General features: G+C 61.0%; 18 protein-coding genes. 10 read left to right on the top strand and 8 right to left on the bottom strand.

The window, feature by feature from the left end:
• The first annotated feature begins 46 nt into the window (after window positions 1-46).
• Window positions 47-934 carry a protease HtpX gene (gene htpX / locus LIY36_RS08465; protein WP_176998241.1) on the top strand — a complete coding sequence of 296 codons (888 nt, stop codon included), beginning with the start codon at window positions 47-49 and terminating at the stop codon, window positions 932-934.
• Between the two features lie 149 nt (window positions 935-1,083).
• Here htpX and LIY36_RS08460 read toward each other — a convergent pair whose 3' ends face one another.
• Window positions 1,084-1,734, bottom strand: coding sequence for a thiopurine S-methyltransferase (locus LIY36_RS08460; RefSeq protein ID WP_226455400.1), 651 nt, complete (start codon window positions 1,732-1,734; stop codon window positions 1,084-1,086).
• Between the two features lie 103 nt (window positions 1,735-1,837).
• Between LIY36_RS08460 and LIY36_RS08455 the strand changes: the two genes are divergently transcribed.
• Window positions 1,838-2,605 carry a DODA-type extradiol aromatic ring-opening family dioxygenase gene (locus LIY36_RS08455; RefSeq protein ID WP_226455399.1) on the top strand — a complete coding sequence of 256 codons (768 nt, stop codon included), beginning with the start codon at window positions 1,838-1,840 and terminating at the stop codon, window positions 2,603-2,605.
• A gap of 108 nt (window positions 2,606-2,713) precedes the next feature.
• Here LIY36_RS08455 and LIY36_RS08450 read toward each other — a convergent pair whose 3' ends face one another.
• Complete coding sequence (locus tag LIY36_RS08450; protein WP_192298754.1) at window positions 2,714-4,387, bottom strand: DEAD/DEAH box helicase; 1,674 nt, start codon at window positions 4,385-4,387, stop codon at window positions 2,714-2,716.
• A 423-nt stretch (window positions 4,388-4,810) separates the two neighbouring features.
• Here LIY36_RS08450 and LIY36_RS08445 point away from each other — a divergent pair, with 423 nt between their 5' ends.
• Window positions 4,811-5,602, top strand: a complete 792-nt coding sequence (locus LIY36_RS08445; protein WP_192298753.1) for a crotonase/enoyl-CoA hydratase family protein — start codon at window positions 4,811-4,813, stop codon at window positions 5,600-5,602.
• A 119-nt stretch (window positions 5,603-5,721) separates the two neighbouring features.
• Here the strand turns inward: LIY36_RS08445 and LIY36_RS08440 are convergent, their stop codons facing one another.
• The gene (locus LIY36_RS08440; RefSeq protein ID WP_192298752.1) at window positions 5,722-6,477 is read right to left on the bottom strand and encodes a spermidine synthase; all 756 of its coding nucleotides are present in this window, start codon (window positions 6,475-6,477) and stop codon (window positions 5,722-5,724) included.
• 123 nt (window positions 6,478-6,600) lie between these two features.
• Here LIY36_RS08440 and LIY36_RS08435 point away from each other — a divergent pair, with 123 nt between their 5' ends.
• On the top strand, window positions 6,601-7,947 hold the full coding sequence (locus LIY36_RS08435; RefSeq protein WP_122759419.1) for a class II 3-deoxy-7-phosphoheptulonate synthase: 1,347 nt from the start codon (window positions 6,601-6,603) through the stop codon (window positions 7,945-7,947).
• A 103-nt stretch (window positions 7,948-8,050) separates the two neighbouring features.
• Here the strand turns inward: LIY36_RS08435 and LIY36_RS08430 are convergent, their stop codons facing one another.
• Together LIY36_RS08430 and LIY36_RS08425 are read right to left on the bottom strand one after the other, a co-directional pair.
• A complete protein-coding gene (locus LIY36_RS08430) occupies window positions 8,051-9,280 on the bottom strand; it encodes a winged helix-turn-helix domain-containing protein (protein ID WP_226455398.1) in 1,230 nt (409 codons plus the stop codon).
• Between the two features lie 44 nt (window positions 9,281-9,324).
• Entirely contained in the window at window positions 9,325-9,519 is a 195-nt protein-coding gene (locus LIY36_RS08425) for a DUF1127 domain-containing protein (protein ID WP_226455397.1), read from the bottom strand.
• A gap of 70 nt (window positions 9,520-9,589) precedes the next feature.
• Between LIY36_RS08425 and LIY36_RS08420 the strand changes: the two genes are divergently transcribed.
• Entirely contained in the window at window positions 9,590-10,471 is an 882-nt protein-coding gene (locus LIY36_RS08420; RefSeq protein WP_192298748.1) for a LysR family transcriptional regulator, read from the top strand.
• Here LIY36_RS08420 and LIY36_RS08415 read toward each other — a convergent pair.
• Complete coding sequence (locus tag LIY36_RS08415) at window positions 10,461-11,210, bottom strand: sulfite exporter TauE/SafE family protein (RefSeq protein ID WP_226455396.1); 750 nt, start codon at window positions 11,208-11,210, stop codon at window positions 10,461-10,463. The two genes, LIY36_RS08420 and LIY36_RS08415, sit on opposite strands and share 11 nt — an antisense overlap.
• Before the next feature lie 107 nt (window positions 11,211-11,317).
• Here LIY36_RS08415 and LIY36_RS08410 point away from each other — a divergent pair, with 107 nt between their 5' ends.
• From LIY36_RS08410 to LIY36_RS08400, 3 genes are all read left to right on the top strand, one after another.
• Window positions 11,318-12,268 carry a LysR family transcriptional regulator gene (locus LIY36_RS08410; protein ID WP_192298746.1) on the top strand — a complete coding sequence of 317 codons (951 nt, stop codon included), beginning with the start codon at window positions 11,318-11,320 and terminating at the stop codon, window positions 12,266-12,268.
• A gap of 80 nt (window positions 12,269-12,348) precedes the next feature.
• Window positions 12,349-12,801 (top strand): MarR family winged helix-turn-helix transcriptional regulator, encoded by a 453-nt coding sequence (locus LIY36_RS08405; RefSeq protein WP_226455395.1) that lies wholly within the window; start codon window positions 12,349-12,351, stop codon window positions 12,799-12,801.
• A 270-nt stretch (window positions 12,802-13,071) separates the two neighbouring features.
• Window positions 13,072-13,491 (top strand): organic hydroperoxide resistance protein, encoded by a 420-nt coding sequence (locus LIY36_RS08400; protein WP_010176159.1) that lies wholly within the window; start codon window positions 13,072-13,074, stop codon window positions 13,489-13,491.
• 66 nt (window positions 13,492-13,557) lie between these two features.
• Here LIY36_RS08400 and LIY36_RS08395 read toward each other — a convergent pair whose 3' ends face one another.
• Both LIY36_RS08395 and earP read right to left on the bottom strand, forming a co-directional pair.
• Window positions 13,558-14,130, bottom strand: coding sequence for an elongation factor P (locus LIY36_RS08395; protein WP_192298744.1), 573 nt, complete (start codon window positions 14,128-14,130; stop codon window positions 13,558-13,560).
• A 49-nt stretch (window positions 14,131-14,179) separates the two neighbouring features.
• Window positions 14,180-15,313: an elongation factor P maturation arginine rhamnosyltransferase EarP gene (gene earP / locus LIY36_RS08390; RefSeq protein ID WP_192298743.1), complete on the bottom strand. Its 1,134-nt coding sequence runs from the start codon at window positions 15,311-15,313 to the stop codon at window positions 14,180-14,182.
• Window positions 15,314-15,445: 132 nt separating this feature from the next.
• Here earP and LIY36_RS08385 point away from each other — a divergent pair, with 132 nt between their 5' ends.
• Complete coding sequence (locus LIY36_RS08385) at window positions 15,446-15,814, top strand: hypothetical protein (protein ID WP_226455394.1); 369 nt, start codon at window positions 15,446-15,448, stop codon at window positions 15,812-15,814.
• Window positions 15,815-15,819: 5 nt separating this feature from the next.
• On the top strand, window positions 15,820-16,302 hold the full coding sequence (locus LIY36_RS08380; protein WP_192298741.1) for a GreA/GreB family elongation factor: 483 nt from the start codon (window positions 15,820-15,822) through the stop codon (window positions 16,300-16,302).
• The last annotated feature ends 8 nt before the right edge of the window (window positions 16,303-16,310 follow it).

Genomic DNA, 16,310 nt, shown 5'->3' with positions numbered 1-16,310 from the left:
ACCCCGCAGTACGCGACATATTTAGCATGAGGAGAACTCTACAACCATGATGCGCATCCTGCTGTTCTTGGCCACTAACCTGGCGGTCGTGCTGATTGCCAGCATCACCCTGAGCCTTTTCGGCTTCAACGGGTTCATGGCGGCCAACGGGGTTGACCTGAACCTCAATCAGCTGCTGGTTTTCTGTGCGGTCTTTGGTTTTGCCGGCTCGCTGTTCTCGCTGTTCATCTCCAAGTGGATGGCGAAGATGAGCACCAGCACCCAAGTCATCACCCAGCCACGCACCCGGCATGAGCAATGGTTGCTGCAGACCGTCGAGCAATTGTCCCGCGAGGCCGGTATCAAGATGCCGGAAGTCGGGATCTTCCCGGCCTATGAAGCCAACGCCTTTGCCACCGGCTGGAACAAGAACGACGCGCTCGTTGCAGTGAGCCAGGGCATGCTGGAACGCTTCTCGTACGACGAAGTGAAGGCGGTGCTGGCCCACGAGATCGGCCACGTGGCCAACGGCGACATGGTCACCCTGGCGCTGGTCCAGGGCGTGGTGAACACCTTCGTGATGTTCTTCGCACGGATCATCGGCAACTTCGTCGACAAGGTGATCTTCAAGAACGAAGAAGGCCGCGGCATTGCCTACTACGTGGCGACCATCTTCGCCGAACTGGTGCTGGGCTTCCTGGCCAGTGCGATCACCATGTGGTTCTCGCGCAAACGCGAATTCCGCGCAGACGAAGCCGGTGCGCGCCTGGCGGGTACCGGGGCGATGATTGCAGCCCTGCAACACCTGCGCTCCGAACAGGGCCTGCCGGTGCACATGCCGGACAGCTTGACGGCCTTTGGCATCAACGGCGGTATCAAACAGGGCATGGCTCGCCTGTTCATGAGCCACCCGCCGCTGGAAGAGCGGATCGACGCACTGCGTCGTCGAGGCTGACAGGCCACGAGTGTCACCAAAAGGGGCGATTTGATCGCCCCTTTTTTGTGGCTTTATCGCCATCGCAGGCAGCTCCCACAGGGGAATGCGATCAAAATATGCGGGCGGCGGTGCGACGATTCGACTTGCCCGCGATGGCGCCAGCAAATTCAGCGCTTGACCAACTGATACACGCGCTCTTCAAGGCGCGTAACGCCGTCCTGCACAAACTTCCAACTCTCACCCAGGATGTCCTGCTCTTGCAGCACCTGCAGCGTCCAGTGCTCGCCTAGCAGCAGCTGCACCTCTTCATCCGTCACCGCGAACGGAGGACCCGCCTTCTGCACTTGCTCGTAGTCCAGGGTAATCAACAAACCCTGGCAGCCTGCTGGCAGCAACGTATTCAGATGATCGGCGTAGCGCGCCCGCATCAGCGGCGGCAAGGCAATCAACGCCGCGCGATCATAGAGCGCCGCGCAATCCGCCAGCACCTCGGCATCCAATGCGAAGAAATCGCCACACCAAATCTCGATCGAATCCGCCTGATACACCTTGAACACACCCCGCCCGGTGATGCGTGGCGTGAGATTCTGCTCACTGAAGAACGCCTCAACCGCCTGCTCCGACAGCTCCACCCCCAATACCCGCAGGCCTTGGCTGGCCAGCCACATCAAGTCCAGGCTCTTGCCACACAACGGCACCAGCACCTTGGCGCCTTCGGCCAATGGCGGCCAGTGCCGTTGCAGGTACGGGTTGACCTCAGGCAAGTGAAAGCCGATCTGATTACGCGCCCAGCGCTCCTGCCAAAACTTGGGTTCCATGGACACCCCCGAAAATTCGATCAAATTGCGCTAAAACTTATATTAGATTTAGATCAATGATCTGATTGAAGATGGCTCCATGTTAACGCTCAGGACCCTACTTATGTTCCCCAGCCTGTTTATCTCCCACGGTTCGCCCATGCTCGCCCTGCAACCCGGCGCCAGCGGCCCTGCCCTTCAGCGCCTGGCTGGCGAAATGCCGCGTCCGAAGGCGATTGTCGTGGTCTCGGCACACTGGGAAAGCCAGGAACTGCTGGTCAGCGGCAGCGCCGCACCAGAAACCTGGCATGACTTCGGTGGCTTCCCCCGCGAACTGTTCGCGGTGCAGTACCCGGCACCGGGCGACCCGCAGCTGGCCGGCGAAATTGTCGAATTGCTGCACGCCGACGGCCTGAATGCACGTATCGATGAGCGCCGCCCTTTCGACCACGGCACCTGGGTGCCGCTGTCGCTGATGTACCCCGCAGCAGACATTCCGGTGGTGCAGGTATCGTTGCCCAGCCGCATGGGCCCTGCCCTGCAGACGCGGGTCGGACATGCCCTCGCCGGCTTGCGCGGGCAAGGCGTGCTGTTGATCGGCTCGGGCAGCATCACTCACAACCTGGGTGAGCTGGACTGGCACGCCGGGCCGGAAAGCATCGAGCCGTGGGCACGGGAGTTTCGCGATTGGATGGTGGAAAAGCTGGCCGCCAACGATGAGGCCGCACTGCATGATTATCGGCGCCAGGCACCGCATGCAGTACTTAGCCATCCGAGTGATGAGCACCTGTTGCCGCTGTACTTCGCGCGCGGCGCCGGCGGGGATTTCAGCATCGCGCACCAGGGCTTCACCATGGGTGCCTTGGGCATGGACATCTACCGGTTTGGCTGACACCGATCACAATGTGGGAGCGGCGGTTGACCCTAAATCGAGCAGGCAAAAAAAATCCCCGAACCAGTCGGGGATTTTTTATGTGCGATCAATCAGCCCAGGGGCGGATCAATCTTCGCGGTAGCGACGCAGCTTCAGCTGCTTACCGGCAACGCGAGTGTCTTTCAGCTTGGCCAGCAGTTTTTCCAGACCATCTTCCGGCAGCTCCACCAGGGAGAAGCTGTCACGGACCTGGATGCGACCGATGGCTTCACGCGCCAGGCCACCCTCATTGAGGATAGCGCCCAGCAGGTTCTTGGCCGCGATACCATCACGCGCGCCCAGCGCGGTACGGCAACGAGCACGACCTTCAGCCAATGGAACCGGAGCGCGACGCTCACGATCACCACGGTCTGGACGGTCGCCGGAACGTTCTGGACGATCACCGCGTGGCGCGCTGTTCGGAACCAGTGGACGTTCTTTCTCGATGGCAGCCAGGGTCAGGGCTTGACCGTTGGTCGCTTTGCGCAGCAGAGCTGCAGCCAGGGCACGAGGGGTGCAACCGATATCGGCGGTCAGGCGGTCCAGCAGGTCGCCGTGGGTCGATTCAGCGTCAGCCACCAGTGGTGCCAGGCTGTTGGTCAGTTTCTTGATGCGCGCATCCAGGACAGCCTGGGCGTCCGGCAGGCGGACTTCGGCAACTTTCTGACCGGTCACACGCTCGATCACTTGCAGCATGCGGCGCTCACGTGGAGTCACCAGCAGCAGTGCACGACCTTCGCGACCCGCACGGCCGGTACGGCCGATACGGTGAACGTAGGACTCTGGATCGTAAGGCATGTCAACGTTGAACACGTGGGTGATACGTGGAACGTCGAGACCACGAGCGGCAACGTCGGTCGCTACAACGATGTCCAGACGGCCATCCTTGAGGGAGTCGATCACGCGCTCACGTTGGTTCTGGGCGATGTCACCGTTCAGCGCAGCGGCTTTGTAGCCTTTGGCTTCCAGGGCACTGGCCAGGTCCAGGGTCGCTTGCTTGGTACGCACGAACATGATCAGGGCGTCGAAGTCTTCGACTTCCAGCAGGCTCAATACAGCCGAGGTCTTCTGGTCAGCGTGAACCAACAGGTGAGCCTGTTCGATCGCGGTAACGGTCTGAGTCTTGGTCTGGATCTTCACGTGCTCTGGGTCACGCAGGTGACGCTCGGCAATGGCGCGGATCGACTGTGGCAGGGTAGCCGAGAACAGTACGGTCTGACGGGTCGGTGGCAGCGCCTTGAAGATGACTTCCAGGTCATCCATGAAGCCCAGCTTCAACATTTCGTCAGCTTCGTCGAGAACCAGGTGGTTCACGGTCGACAGGACTTTTTCGTCACGACGCAGGTGGTCGCACAGACGACCCGGCGTGGCGACAACGATCTGTGCGCCATTACGGATTGCTTTCAGTTGTGGGCCCATAGGCGCGCCGCCGTAAACGGCCACAACGGTTACGCCTGGCATTTGCTTGGCGTAGGTTTCGAAAGCGGTTGCTACTTGCAGCGCCAACTCACGGGTTGGCGCCAGGATCAGGGCTTGCGGTTCGCGCTTGGCAGGATCGATGCAGTGCAGGATAGGCAGGGCGAACGCGGCGGTTTTACCAGTACCGGTTTGCGCCTGGCCAATCATGTCCTTGCCGGCCATGATGATCGGGATCGATTGCTGCTGAATCGCCGAAGGCTCTTCGTAGCCAGTCGCTGCGACGGCTGCAAGGATATTCGGGTTCAGATTAAAAGCGGCGAAGCCGCCGGTTTCCTGGGTCATGGGTCTGCCTCTAAGTGCATCCGCAAAGACCCATGCTCCAAAGCTGCGCATGCCGTGTTGAGACTCAAGAGTCGCCCTGGCTGCTTTGTCGGCGGGGATTTGCGAAAACGAATGAAAGAAAAAAGATTCGTCAAGGAAGAGTCCGCTGTGCGGACGTGCAGCCGAAGCTGACTTCGGGGAATTGCGCTACCTAAACGCGGCCCGGTTAAAGGCCGGCGCGCACTATACCGGAAATACCTGAAAAAGGGAGCTTTTTTTATCGCAAAGCACCGATAAACCGCAGCGTGTCACAGTCTTTGCAGATAACTCCCACAGGGTCTATTTTTCAAAGGCCCGGCCCTGTTGGTCATAACGCTTAAACGGTTCACCCAACCACCAAGAGCCTTTGGTCCGAAACCTAGCTTGCGCCCGAGGGCACACCCGATGAATCAAGCCAGCAGCAGTCGCGTCAGCCGTGCACTCCAGGGCCATGTCTTGCTCTTGGGCCTGGATCGGGTGGCGAAACGCAACGCCTTTGACCTGGATTTGCTCAACGAGCTGAGCCTGGCTTATGGCGAATTTGATCGAAATGACGATGCGCGGGTCGCCGTGGTGTTTGCCCACGGCGACCACTTCACCGCCGGCCTCGACCTGGCGAATGTCAGCGCGGTGATGGCTGGCGGCTGGCAACCGCCGCTGGGGGGATGTGATCCCTGGGGCGTGTTCGCCGGCCCACGGGTGGGCAAACCCGTGATCGTTGCCGCCCAGGGTTACTGCCTGACTATCGGGATCGAGCTGATGTTGGCGGCCGACATCAACCTGTGCGCAAGCAATACGCGCTTTGCGCAGATGGAAGTACAGCGTGGGATCTTTCCGTTTGGCGGCGCGACATTGCGCTTCCCGCAGATCGCCGGTTGGGGCAACGCGATGCGCTGGTTGCTCACCGGGGATGAGTTCGACGCCCATGAAGCGTTGCGCCTGGGCCTGGTGCAGGAAGTGATGGCCAGCGAAGACTTGCTGCCACGCGCCATCGAGTTGGCCAATCGTATTGCGCGCCAGGCGCCACTGGGTGTACAGGCGACATTGATGTCGGCACGCCTGGCGCGGATGGAAGGCGAAGCCGTGGCGGCGCAGGCGTTGCCGCCGATGGTGGATAAACTGCTCAACAGCGAAGATGCCAAGGAAGGTGTGAAAGCGATGATCGAGAAGCGGCCCGGGGTGTTTAAAGGTATTTAGTTGCCGACAGTGATGGCCTCTTCGCGGGCAAGCCAGCTCCTACACTTAACCGCGTACATCCTTTGGAATGCGGTTGAATGTGGGAGCGGGCTTGCCCGCGAAGGCGTCGGCACACACACCTAAGTCGCCGGCCGGATCGCCTTGATCAACGCCTGCAACGAGTACCCCAACCGCGGCGCCAGGGCCTCGGCACGGGCCGACAGCGCCTGCATGTCCAATAGCTGGTCCAACTCCGAAGGCACCAGCAAAATCACATTGCCCTCCTTCACCGGCAGTTCCCAATAATGCCGGTGGTACAAGCCACGCAACAATGCCGCGCCCAGCGGCTTGCCATCATCGGTGGCCCACTGGTTGATCACCAGCCAGCCGCCAGGGTTGAGCTTCTTCTGGCAATTTTCCAGGAAGGTCCAGGCCAGGTGTCCGACGCCGGGGCCAACATCGGTATACAGGTCGACGAAAATCAGATCGGCCGACTCAGCGGTCTCCAGCAGTTGCAAAGCGTCGCCGATGCGGATGTACAGACGCGGATCGTCGTCCAGCCCCAGGTACTCGATGGCCAGACGCGGCACATCGGGGCGCAGCTCAATGGCTTCCACATCTTCCAGCGGTAAGAACTTGAGACATGCCTGGGTCAGCGTACCCGCGCCCAAACCAAGGAACAGCGCACTCTCCGGCTGTTCATGGCACAACGCGCCAATCAGCATTGCGCGGGTGTAGTCGTATTCCAGCCAGCTCGGGTCGGCCGTGAACACGCAGCTTTGCTCAATGGCGTCGCCAAATTCGAGAAACCGGTAATCGGCCACTTCGAGCACACGGATCATGCCGAAGTCATCATGGACTTCGGCCAGCAGGCGCTCGACACGCTCCTCGCTCATCACTACTCCTAAAGGCTTGGCTACACGGCAAAGGCGCGATTGTCGGCCAACCGGCGGCAACAGGTCACGCACTAATTGCTGATAACATTGGCGCCCACCGTCAATCAGCCAATCGAGTTCAAGATGAGCCAACCCTGGAGCCCCGACAGCTGGCGCGCCCTGCCGATCCAGCAACAACCCCAGTACCCGGACGCTGCACACTTGCTGCAAGTGGAGCAGAACCTGGCCAGCTACCCGCCGCTGGTGTTTGCCGGGGAAGCCCGCGAGTTGCGCCGTCAGTTTGCCGAAGTGACCCAGGGCCGCGCCTTCCTGCTGCAGGGCGGCGACTGCGCCGAAAGCTTCGCCGAGTTCTCTGCCGCGAAAATCCGCGACACCTTCAAGGTGCTGCTGCAAATGGCCATCGTGATGACCTTCGCCGCCGGCTGCCCGGTGGTGAAAGTCGGGCGCATGGCCGGCCAGTTCGCCAAGCCGCGCTCGGCCAACGATGAAACCATCGACGGCATCACCCTGCCCGCCTACCGGGGCGACATCGTCAACGGTATCGGCTTCGACGAAAAAAGCCGTGTGCCGGACCCGGACCGCCTGCTGCAGTCCTACCACCAGTCCACCGCCACCCTCAATTTGTTGCGCGCGTTTGCCCAAGGCGGTTTCGCCGACCTGCACCAGGTGCACAAGTGGAACCTGGACTTCATCGCCAACTCCGCCCTGGCGGAAAAATACAGCCAACTGGCCGACCGCATCGACGAAACCCTGGCGTTCATGCGTGCCTGTGGCATGGACAGTTCGCCGCAACTGCGCGAAACCAGCTTCTTCACCGCCCACGAAGCGCTGCTGCTCAACTACGAGCAAGCCTTCGTACGCCGCGACAGCCTGACCAACGACTACTACGACTGCTCGGCCCACATGCTCTGGATCGGCGACCGCACCCGCCAGCTGGACGGCGCCCATGTCGAGTTCCTGCGCGGCGTGAACAACCCGATTGGGGTCAAGGTCGGCCCGAGCATGAACCCCGACGACCTGATCCGCCTGATCGACATCCTCAACCCGGACAACGACCCCGGCCGCCTCAACCTGATCGCGCGTATGGGCGCCGGCAAGGTCGGCGACCACCTGCCAAACCTCATCCGCGCCGTACAGCGCGAGGGCAAGCAGGTGCTGTGGAGTTCCGACCCGATGCACGGCAACACCATCAAGGCCAGCAGCGGCTACAAGACCCGCGACTTTGCGCAGATCCTTGGCGAAGTGAAGGAGTTCTTCCAGGTGCATCAGGCCGAGGGCAGTTATGCCGGCGGGATTCATATCGAGATGACCGGGCAGAACGTCACCGAATGCATCGGTGGTGCACGGCCGATTACCGAAGACGGGTTGTCGGACCGTTATCACACCCACTGTGATCCGCGGATGAATGCGGACCAGTCGTTGGAGTTGGCTTTTTTGATTGCCGAGACCTTGAAGCAGGTCAAGCGCTGAGATTTTAGTTGCCTGGGCTGACGCCTTCGCGGGCACGCCCGCTCCCACATTTTGATTTGTGAACACGCTCAACTGTGGAAGCGGGCTTGCCCGCGAAGAGGCCCTAGAGGCCCGCACTTATACTGATCATTGCCGCCCTCAACCGCACCGCACTCGCCCGCTGGCAATTCAACTGCACCCGCTCCAGCCCCAGCCAATCCGCCATCTGCCGCAAGTTCAGCGCCAGCGCCAACATCCCCTGCTCATCCAGCCCCGGCTCTTCTTCATGCACCGCATGCACCGCCAACCGACCATTGGCGCGTTCGGCACGCAGGTCAACACGCGCAGCAATCCGCTCGTTGTGCAAAAACGGCAGCACGTAGTAACCGTACACCCGCTTCTGCTGGGGCGTGTAAATCTCCAATCGATAACGGAAATCAAACAGCCGCTCGGTGCGGCTGCGCTCCCAGATCAGCGAGTCGAACGGCGACAGCAAAGCACTGGCCGAGAGCTTGCCGGGGACTTTCGACTCGGGCAGGCAGTACGCCGGTTGTTTCCAGCCCTGCACCTGGCAGACGAGCAATTGGCCGTCTTCCACCAGTTCGGCCAGACGATGGCGGCTGTCGGTGGGGTCCAGGCGGAAGTAATCGCGCAGGTCTTTTTCGGTGCCCACACCGAGTGCGGTGGCGCTGTGCAGCAGCAAGCCGCGCTGGGCTTCGGCTTCGCCGACAGTCGCTTGCAGGATCTCGCCGGGAATGACGCGCTCCGGCAAATCATAGAGACGCTCAAACCCGCGCCGACCGGCAACCGTGACCAGCCCGGCGGCGAACAGCCATTCCAGCGCGTGCTTTTCGTCACTCCAGTCCCACCATGGGCCAGCGCGCTCTTCGCGGGTGGACAAACTGCCCGCGCCGACGGCGCCCTGCTGTTCGACCGTCTTGAGCACGCGCTGGATGATCGCCTGTTGCTCCCGCCCGAAACGCGCCATCTGCGCGTAAATCCCCTGCCCTTGCTGCGCCCGCTGCATGCGCCAGCGCAACAATGGATACAGCGCCATCGGCAGCAGTGAGGCCTCATGCCCCCAGTATTCAAAGAGTGAACGGCGGCGCCCCTGGCTCCAGGCCGCTTGCTCAAGCAGCGACGGGGAGTAACTGCCCAAGCGGGAGAACAGCGGCAGGTAATGGGAGCGCACCACGGCGTTGACCGAATCGATCTGTAACACACCGAGGCGCTCGATCAAGCGGTTGAGGTGCGCGGGCTTGATCTGTGCAGGCGCCTGGCGCCCGGAAAATCCCTGGGCGGCCAGTGCCATGCGTCGAGCTTGCTTGAGTGAAAACGATAGGTCGGCGGGCATGGGACTCTCCGTGTGGGCGCCCCCTTACCCTACTGCATCCACGGTCATTTTCGCAGCGGGTCTTGCCAGTCGTGCAGACGGCGCTCGCGCTCAACGTCGGCGCGACTGAGACCAATATCCTTGAGCGCGTCATCGCTCAAACTCGCCAATACCTGGCGTTCCTGCCAACGGTGCAGTGCGTTCAGCACACCGCAAAAGGGTCGCTTCGCCATCAGCACAAAACCTTTTTGACCTTTCATCTTCTCGCCCTCCCTTGGGGATGGCGCAAGTGTGTGCCCGGCCTTATGATCAATCCAACGAATGTTTCTTATGCAATACATCTCAGAGATTGATCAATTGTCCGCCTACCCAAGCATCGACACTGAAGTGCTGCGCACCTTCGTCGCCATCGCCGAGCAGGGCGGATTCACCCGTGCCGGCGAGCACGTAAACCGCACCCAGTCGGCGGTGAGCATGCAAATGAAGCGCCTCGAAGAAGACGTGTTGCAGCGCAAGTTGTTCGAGCGCGATGGCCGGCAGGTGCGGCTGACGCCGGAGGGCCAAGTGCTGCTGGGCTATGCGCGGCGCATCCTCAAGCTGCACAGCGAGGTGTTCAACACCCTGCGCGAGCCGCATATGGTCGGACTGGTGCGCATCGGCACACCGGACGACTACGTGATGCGCTTCCTGCCGGGGATTCTCAAGCCGTTTTCCAAGGCCTATCCGCTGATCCAGATCGAAATGCACTGCGAATCGTCGACGGTGCTGATGCAGCGCCGGGACCTGGCATTGACCGTGATCAGCCGCGAGCCGGGTAATGAAATGGGGGAACTGCTGCGCACCGAACGTATGGTCTGGGCCGCCGCCCCCTGCTTTTGCACGGATGAGCACGACACCTTGCCCCTGGCGGTTTCCGGCGGCGATTGCCTGTACACCCAATGGGCCCGCTCCGCCCTGGAAGTCGCCGGGCGCGATTATCGCCTGGCCTACCACAGCACCAATGGCGCGGCGATCCAGGCAGTGGTAAGCGCCGGCCTGGCGGTGATGATCAGCATGGAAAGCCTAGTGACCGAGGACCTTCGCGTGCTCGGCAACGAAGAAGGATTCCCACCCTTGCCGTCGATGAATCTGCACTTGCTGCGTAACCCGCTGATGGCCTCGCCCATCACCGAATGCCTGGCCGAGTACATCATCGAAGGTTTCAAACTTTAAACATCAACATCACCGCACACACCACCAGGAAACCGCAGAACAGCCCGCGCAGCAGCCGTTCCGGCATGGCGTGGGCGACTTTCACCCCCCAACTGATGCTGAGCAGCCCCCCCACCGCCAGAGGCACGCCGATCAACCAATCCACCTCCTGGTGCCAGGCGTAGGTCACCAGGGTCACGCCGGTGCTGGGCAATGCCAGGGCCAGGGACAACCCTTGGGCGACGACCTGGGAGGTGCCGAACAGGCTAGTCAACACAGGCGTCGCAATCACCGCGCCGCCCACACCAAACAGACCGCCCATGGACCCGGACGCCGCGCCCAGGACACCGAGCCATGGCCAGCTGTAGCGCATCTCGGCACTCGGCGGCGCGTTGCGTGTGAACATGCGCAACAGGTTGTAGGCCGACAGTGCCAACAGGAAGGCGATAAAACCGAGGCGCATCGCCCCGGCATCCAGGCCCACCGCCCAGATCGAACCCAGCCACGCAAAGCTGAAGCCCATGATCCCCAGCGGCAGCGCATGGCGCAGTTGAATGCGGTTGCGTTGATGGTACCGCCACAGCGCCAGCATCACGTTGGGTACCACCATCACCAAGGCCGTGCCTTGGGCGATCTGCTGGTCCAGGCCGAAAAACACCCCCAGCACCGGGATGGCAATCAGCCCGCCACCAATGCCGAACAGACCACCCACGGTGCCCAAGGCCACGCCCAATACCAGGTACATCGCTAAATCCAACACCGCTCGCCACTCCACAATCCCAAGACCTCCATGCTACGCAGTCGGCTATGGCACGGAAACGCATAGCAACGCACAATGGCTGTGCCGATCTCGCATAAGCGCTCACCATGAATCCAAATATCCTGACTGACCAACTGAGCCTGTTTCTCGATGTGCTGGAGACCGGCAGTTTCTCCGCCGCCGCACGCCGCCATCCATTGACGCCCTCGGCGGTGGCGCGGCGTATCGACAGCCTGGAAAGCTCGGTGGGCAGCCGCCTGTTCCAGCGCAGCACCCACGCCGTGGTACCCACCCCGGCGGGCCTGGCGTTTGCCGAGCGGGCGCGGCGGATTGTCAGCGAGTTGCAACTGGCCCGGGCCGAAGCGGTGTCCCTGAGCCATGCACCGGAAGGCCTGATTCGGGTGGATGCGCCGGCGGCGTTTGGGCGTCGGCATCTGGCGCCGGTGATTGCGGACTTCCTGAATGTGTACCCCGGGCTGGATGTGCACCTGCACCTGATCGACAGCTTTGTGGACATGCAGGGTGCGCACTTGGGCAAGGTCGACCTGGTGCTGCGTGCCGGGCATATCGTCGACACCCGGCTGATCGCCACGCCCCTCGCCAGTATCGTGCGTATCGCCTGTGCCAGCCCGGCCTACCTGAAAAACCGCGGTACGCCGACCCACCCCCGCGAATTGAGTGACCATGACGGGCTCGACTGGGATGGCCTGGCCCCCATATTCGCCTGGCGTTTCGAGCTGGATGGGCGCCGCGCGACCTATCGCCCGCAGCGCATCCGCATGAGTGCGAACAATGCCGAAGCCCTGCTCTCCGGTGCCCTGGCCGGATTGGGCATCGCACACCTGCCCACCTGGCTGGCCAGCGAATATCTGGTGCGTGGCGAACTCGTACCGCTGTTTTGTGAAGGCGGCTTGCCGAGCCCGGAGACCACCGGGATCTATGCGCTGCGCCTGGAACAACAGCCCAACGCGCGCAGCCGATTATTGCTGGAATACCTGAAAACCCGTTTCAGCCCGGTACCGCCCTGGGACCTGGCGCTGCAAAGCGGCTTGATCTGACTGCCTGGGCAGAATTATCTGGCGCATTAAACATTCGCCCGCTAGATTCCAGCCCAGACATGTTTTTTTAAGGCACCGCCATGAGCAAAAATCCCGCCCCGTGCGAATCCCTGCTGCTGGATAACCAGCTGTGCTTCGCCCTGCACTCCACCTCGCTGCTGATGACCAAGGTTTACAAGCCAATGCTGCAAGCCCTTGGCCTGACCTATCCGCAATACCTGGCCATGATGGTGCTGTGGGAAGAGGATGGATTGACCGTCGGCGAAATCAGCAGCCGCCTGCTGACTGATCCCGGCTCCCTCACGCCCCTGCTCAAGCGCCTGGAAGCCGAGGGATTGCTGAGCCGCACACGCAGCCGTGAGGATGAACGGGTGGTGGTGGTGGAACTGACCGACGCCGGGCGCGCCTTGCAGGACAAGGCCATGGGCATTCCGCAGTGCATCCTCGGTGCCAGCGGCCTGGAGTTGGCGCAGTTGCGCAAATTGCAGGCCGATCTGATTGCGCTGCGCAGCAACCTGCAAGCCAACGTCTGACACTGTAGACCAGCCACCCAGCAGCCAAATGTGGGAGCTGCCTTGTGTGGGAGCGGGCTTGCTCGCGAATGCGGTGGGTCAGTCACTTGATTAGTAGCTGGCAGGCCGCATTCGCGAGCAAGCCCGCTTTTACACACACATTGGGTTCACGTGGTTTCTGGAAATAATTTGCAAATTTATCTTGCGCGCAAAACATTAGCGCTATACATTCGCCTCACCAACTACTTAGCGCGCAAACATTTTGCGCAATTAAACCAAGAGGACGACACCATGCAAACTCTCTACACCGCAGTAGCCACCGCCACCGGCGGCCGTGATGGTCGTGCGGTTTCCAGCGACAATATCCTCGACGTCAAACTCTCCACCCCCAAGGAACTGGGCGGTGCCGGTGGCCAGGCGACCAACCCAGAGCAACTGTTCGCGGCCGGCTACTCGGCGTGCTTTATCGGTGCACTGAAATTCGTCGCCAGCCAGACCAAACGCAAAATCCCGGATGACGCTTCGATCACGGCCCATGTGGGCATCGGTCAAATCCCCGGTGGTTTTGGCTTGGACATCGACCTGCACATCAGCCTGCCAGGCCTGGCTCAGGACGACGCGCAAAGCCTGGTCGACGCGGCACACCAGGTGTGCCCGTACTCCAACGCCACCCGCGGCAATGTGGATGTGCGCCTGCACGTCACCGTCTGACCTAAACGGCGCCCATAAAAAAACCCGACTCAGAGTCGGGTTTTTTTCGTATCGGCGGGGCCAGAATTACTTCTTGGCGCGACCTTTGTACGAACCGCCTTCGCGGGTGTCGATCTCGATCAGGTCGTCGATTTCGATGAAATCGGCTACTTGCAGCTCGGTACCGTTAGCCAGCTTGGCCGGCTTCATGACCTTGCCCGAAGTGTCGCCGCGAGCGGAACCTTCGGTGTAGGCAACTTTACGCACGATGGTAGTCGGCAGCTCTACGGAAACCAGACGGTCTTCGAAGAAGATTGCTTCGCAAACGTCGGTCATGCCTTCTTCCACGAACGGCAGAACGGCTTCGATGTCTTCAGCGTTCAGCTCGTACATGGTGTAGTCAGTGGTGTCCATGAACGTGTAGGTGTCGCCGCTGATGAAGGACAGGGTCGCTTCTTTGCGGTCGAGGATCACGTCGTCCAGTTTGTCGTCGGCGCTGTAAACGATCTCGGTCTTGTAACCGGTCAGCAGGTTCTTCAGCTTGGTCTTCATGATTGCGCTGTTACGACCAGACTTGGTGAACTCAGCTTTCTGAACCAGCCAAGGGTCGTTTTCGAGACGGATCACTGTACCGGGTTTCAGTTCTTTACCAGTTTTCATTGCATATATCCGAAATTTGGATGGGATTTACAAAATTCAAGGTGGCGTATCATATCCAACTTTCATAAAACTGTACCAGCGCCGTCGCAAGATCGGCCTGCAAGGCCTGTTCCAGACACCAGGATTCGGCGTGCTGGTTGAGCTCGGGCCAATGCTCCGCAAGCATTTTCCAGCACAGCGCCATATCGCCATCCGTGTTCCAGGCCTGCCACAACGCGATCAACGCGGCCCGGGCGGCCGGTGATAATGCGGCGGTGTACAGTTCCAGGAAGGCATCGAGCTTGTCCAAATGAATGTCTTCGTCCTGCCGATAGATATGCCACAACAACGGCCGGCCGGCCCATTGGGCACGCACGAACGAGTCTTCGCCGCGCACCGCGTTGAAATCGCAGCACCACAGCAGGCGGTCGTATTGCGCCTGGCGGACGAACGGCAGCACCTGCACCGTCAGGGCATCGCGCTGATGGACGTCGCCCACCGCCAGGCCCTCGGCCCCCAGCCAGCGCTGCACATCGCCGAGGATGCGCCCTTCCGGCACCAATAGATGAGTGGCATGCCCGCCCGTCGATAACACGTCCAGCCAAGCGGCGAGCCCGGCGTTTTCGTAGGCAAACAGCGAGATCAGGCGTGCGCCCGCGACTGGAACAATCCCCATATCATGTAGGAATTGATGCTGCGCAGCGGTGTCCTGCTGAAACGCCCGACGCTGTTCCAGCAATCCAGCTTCACGCAACAAGCCTCCCGTACCAGGGCGGAAGCCGGGAAAGAAGAAGTACTTCTGCACGCCCTTGAACTTCACCGAAGGCAAGCGATGGCAACCCACCACCCAGTCTTCGGCACTCAGGTAATCCAGGTTCATCCATAACGGCGGGCGCTCACGCTCAGCCATGGCTTCCATATAGTCAGGCGGCAATTGGCACGCGAACGCGGCAATCACCACATCCGCCGCCGTCGCGCCCGTCCACTCGGCCGGCCAATGGCGCACTTCGACGCCTGCCTGGGATTGCTGATCGCGTTGCACATCAATCTCGGGGCACATGCGCTCGAAGGCACGCAAGTCATCGACCCACAGGCGCACATCACAGCCGTGCTCCGCCACCAGTTGCCGGGCCAGGCGCCAGGTCACGCCGATGTCGCCGTAGTTGTCGACGACGCTGCAAAAAATATCCCAGCGGGCTTTCATTCCGGGCTCCAACGCTCAAAGGCTCGATTGTCCGCATAAATGCGCCGATGCAGAAGGCTTGATCGCGATTATTCTGCACAGTGGCTGTGCGACAATCGCCGCCACGCCGCAAATGCCTGCCAGGAGGCCGCCATGTCTGATCGTCCGTTGTCGCTGTTCAAGCTCAGTGCCGCCATCGCGTTTGGCGTCTGGCTGGGGTTTATCGCCATTGCGTTGACCGCCTGGCTAGCGTCGCGCTATCTGTTCCCGCAGAGCCTGGCGCCAGTAGCACAGGCGGTCGAGCAATTGGGCAAGCCTGCAGGGGTGGCGCCTGAACCGCCGAATCGCATGTTCGAACAGTATCAACAGAACCTGCACAAGCAGGAACAGCAGCAAACCCTGGATCAGGCCCGCAACAATGCGCGCAACCTGTCCAATCCCAAATGCCAGTTCTGGCTGCAACAGGACCAGAACGCCCCCAACGAAAAGTCTCGGGCCAATGTCCTGCAATTCTGCGATTGATGACCATGAATAAACACGCCGTCCACCACTTGATCCTGGAAAAGCTCAACGTCGACCTCGACATCGCCAGACGTGCTGCGCAAACCGCCTACGAAACCGCGACCCACGAAGAAAACATCGCCGAGAACAAATACGACACCCTGGGGCTGGAAGCGTCCTACCTGGCGGCCGGACAAGCCAAGCGTGTCGAAGAGATCAAGCAGGCACTGACCCTGTGCCAAAACCTGCAACTGCGCGGGTACGATGATCAGCGGGGTATTGAAGTCGGCACGCTACTGGGCCTGGAAGACGAGAACGGTCGCCAGCAATGGCTGTTCCTCGCGCCGGACGCGGCGGGTTTGAAAGTGGACGTGGTGGGGCAGCCGGTGACCGTCATCACCCCGCGCTCGCCGCTGGGCAAAAGCCTGCTGGGCAAGTTCGAAGGCGATGAGGTGGAGATTCTGGTAGCGGGCGCTCGGCAACTGTTTGTGGTTACCGAGGTTAAATAAGCCACATC

It is taken from the genome of Pseudomonas sp. AF03-9, from assembly GCF_020515815.1.
Lineage (GTDB): Bacteria > Pseudomonadota > Gammaproteobacteria > Pseudomonadales > Pseudomonadaceae > Aquipseudomonas.
This window is presented reverse-complemented; position numbering and strand designations above follow the sequence as displayed.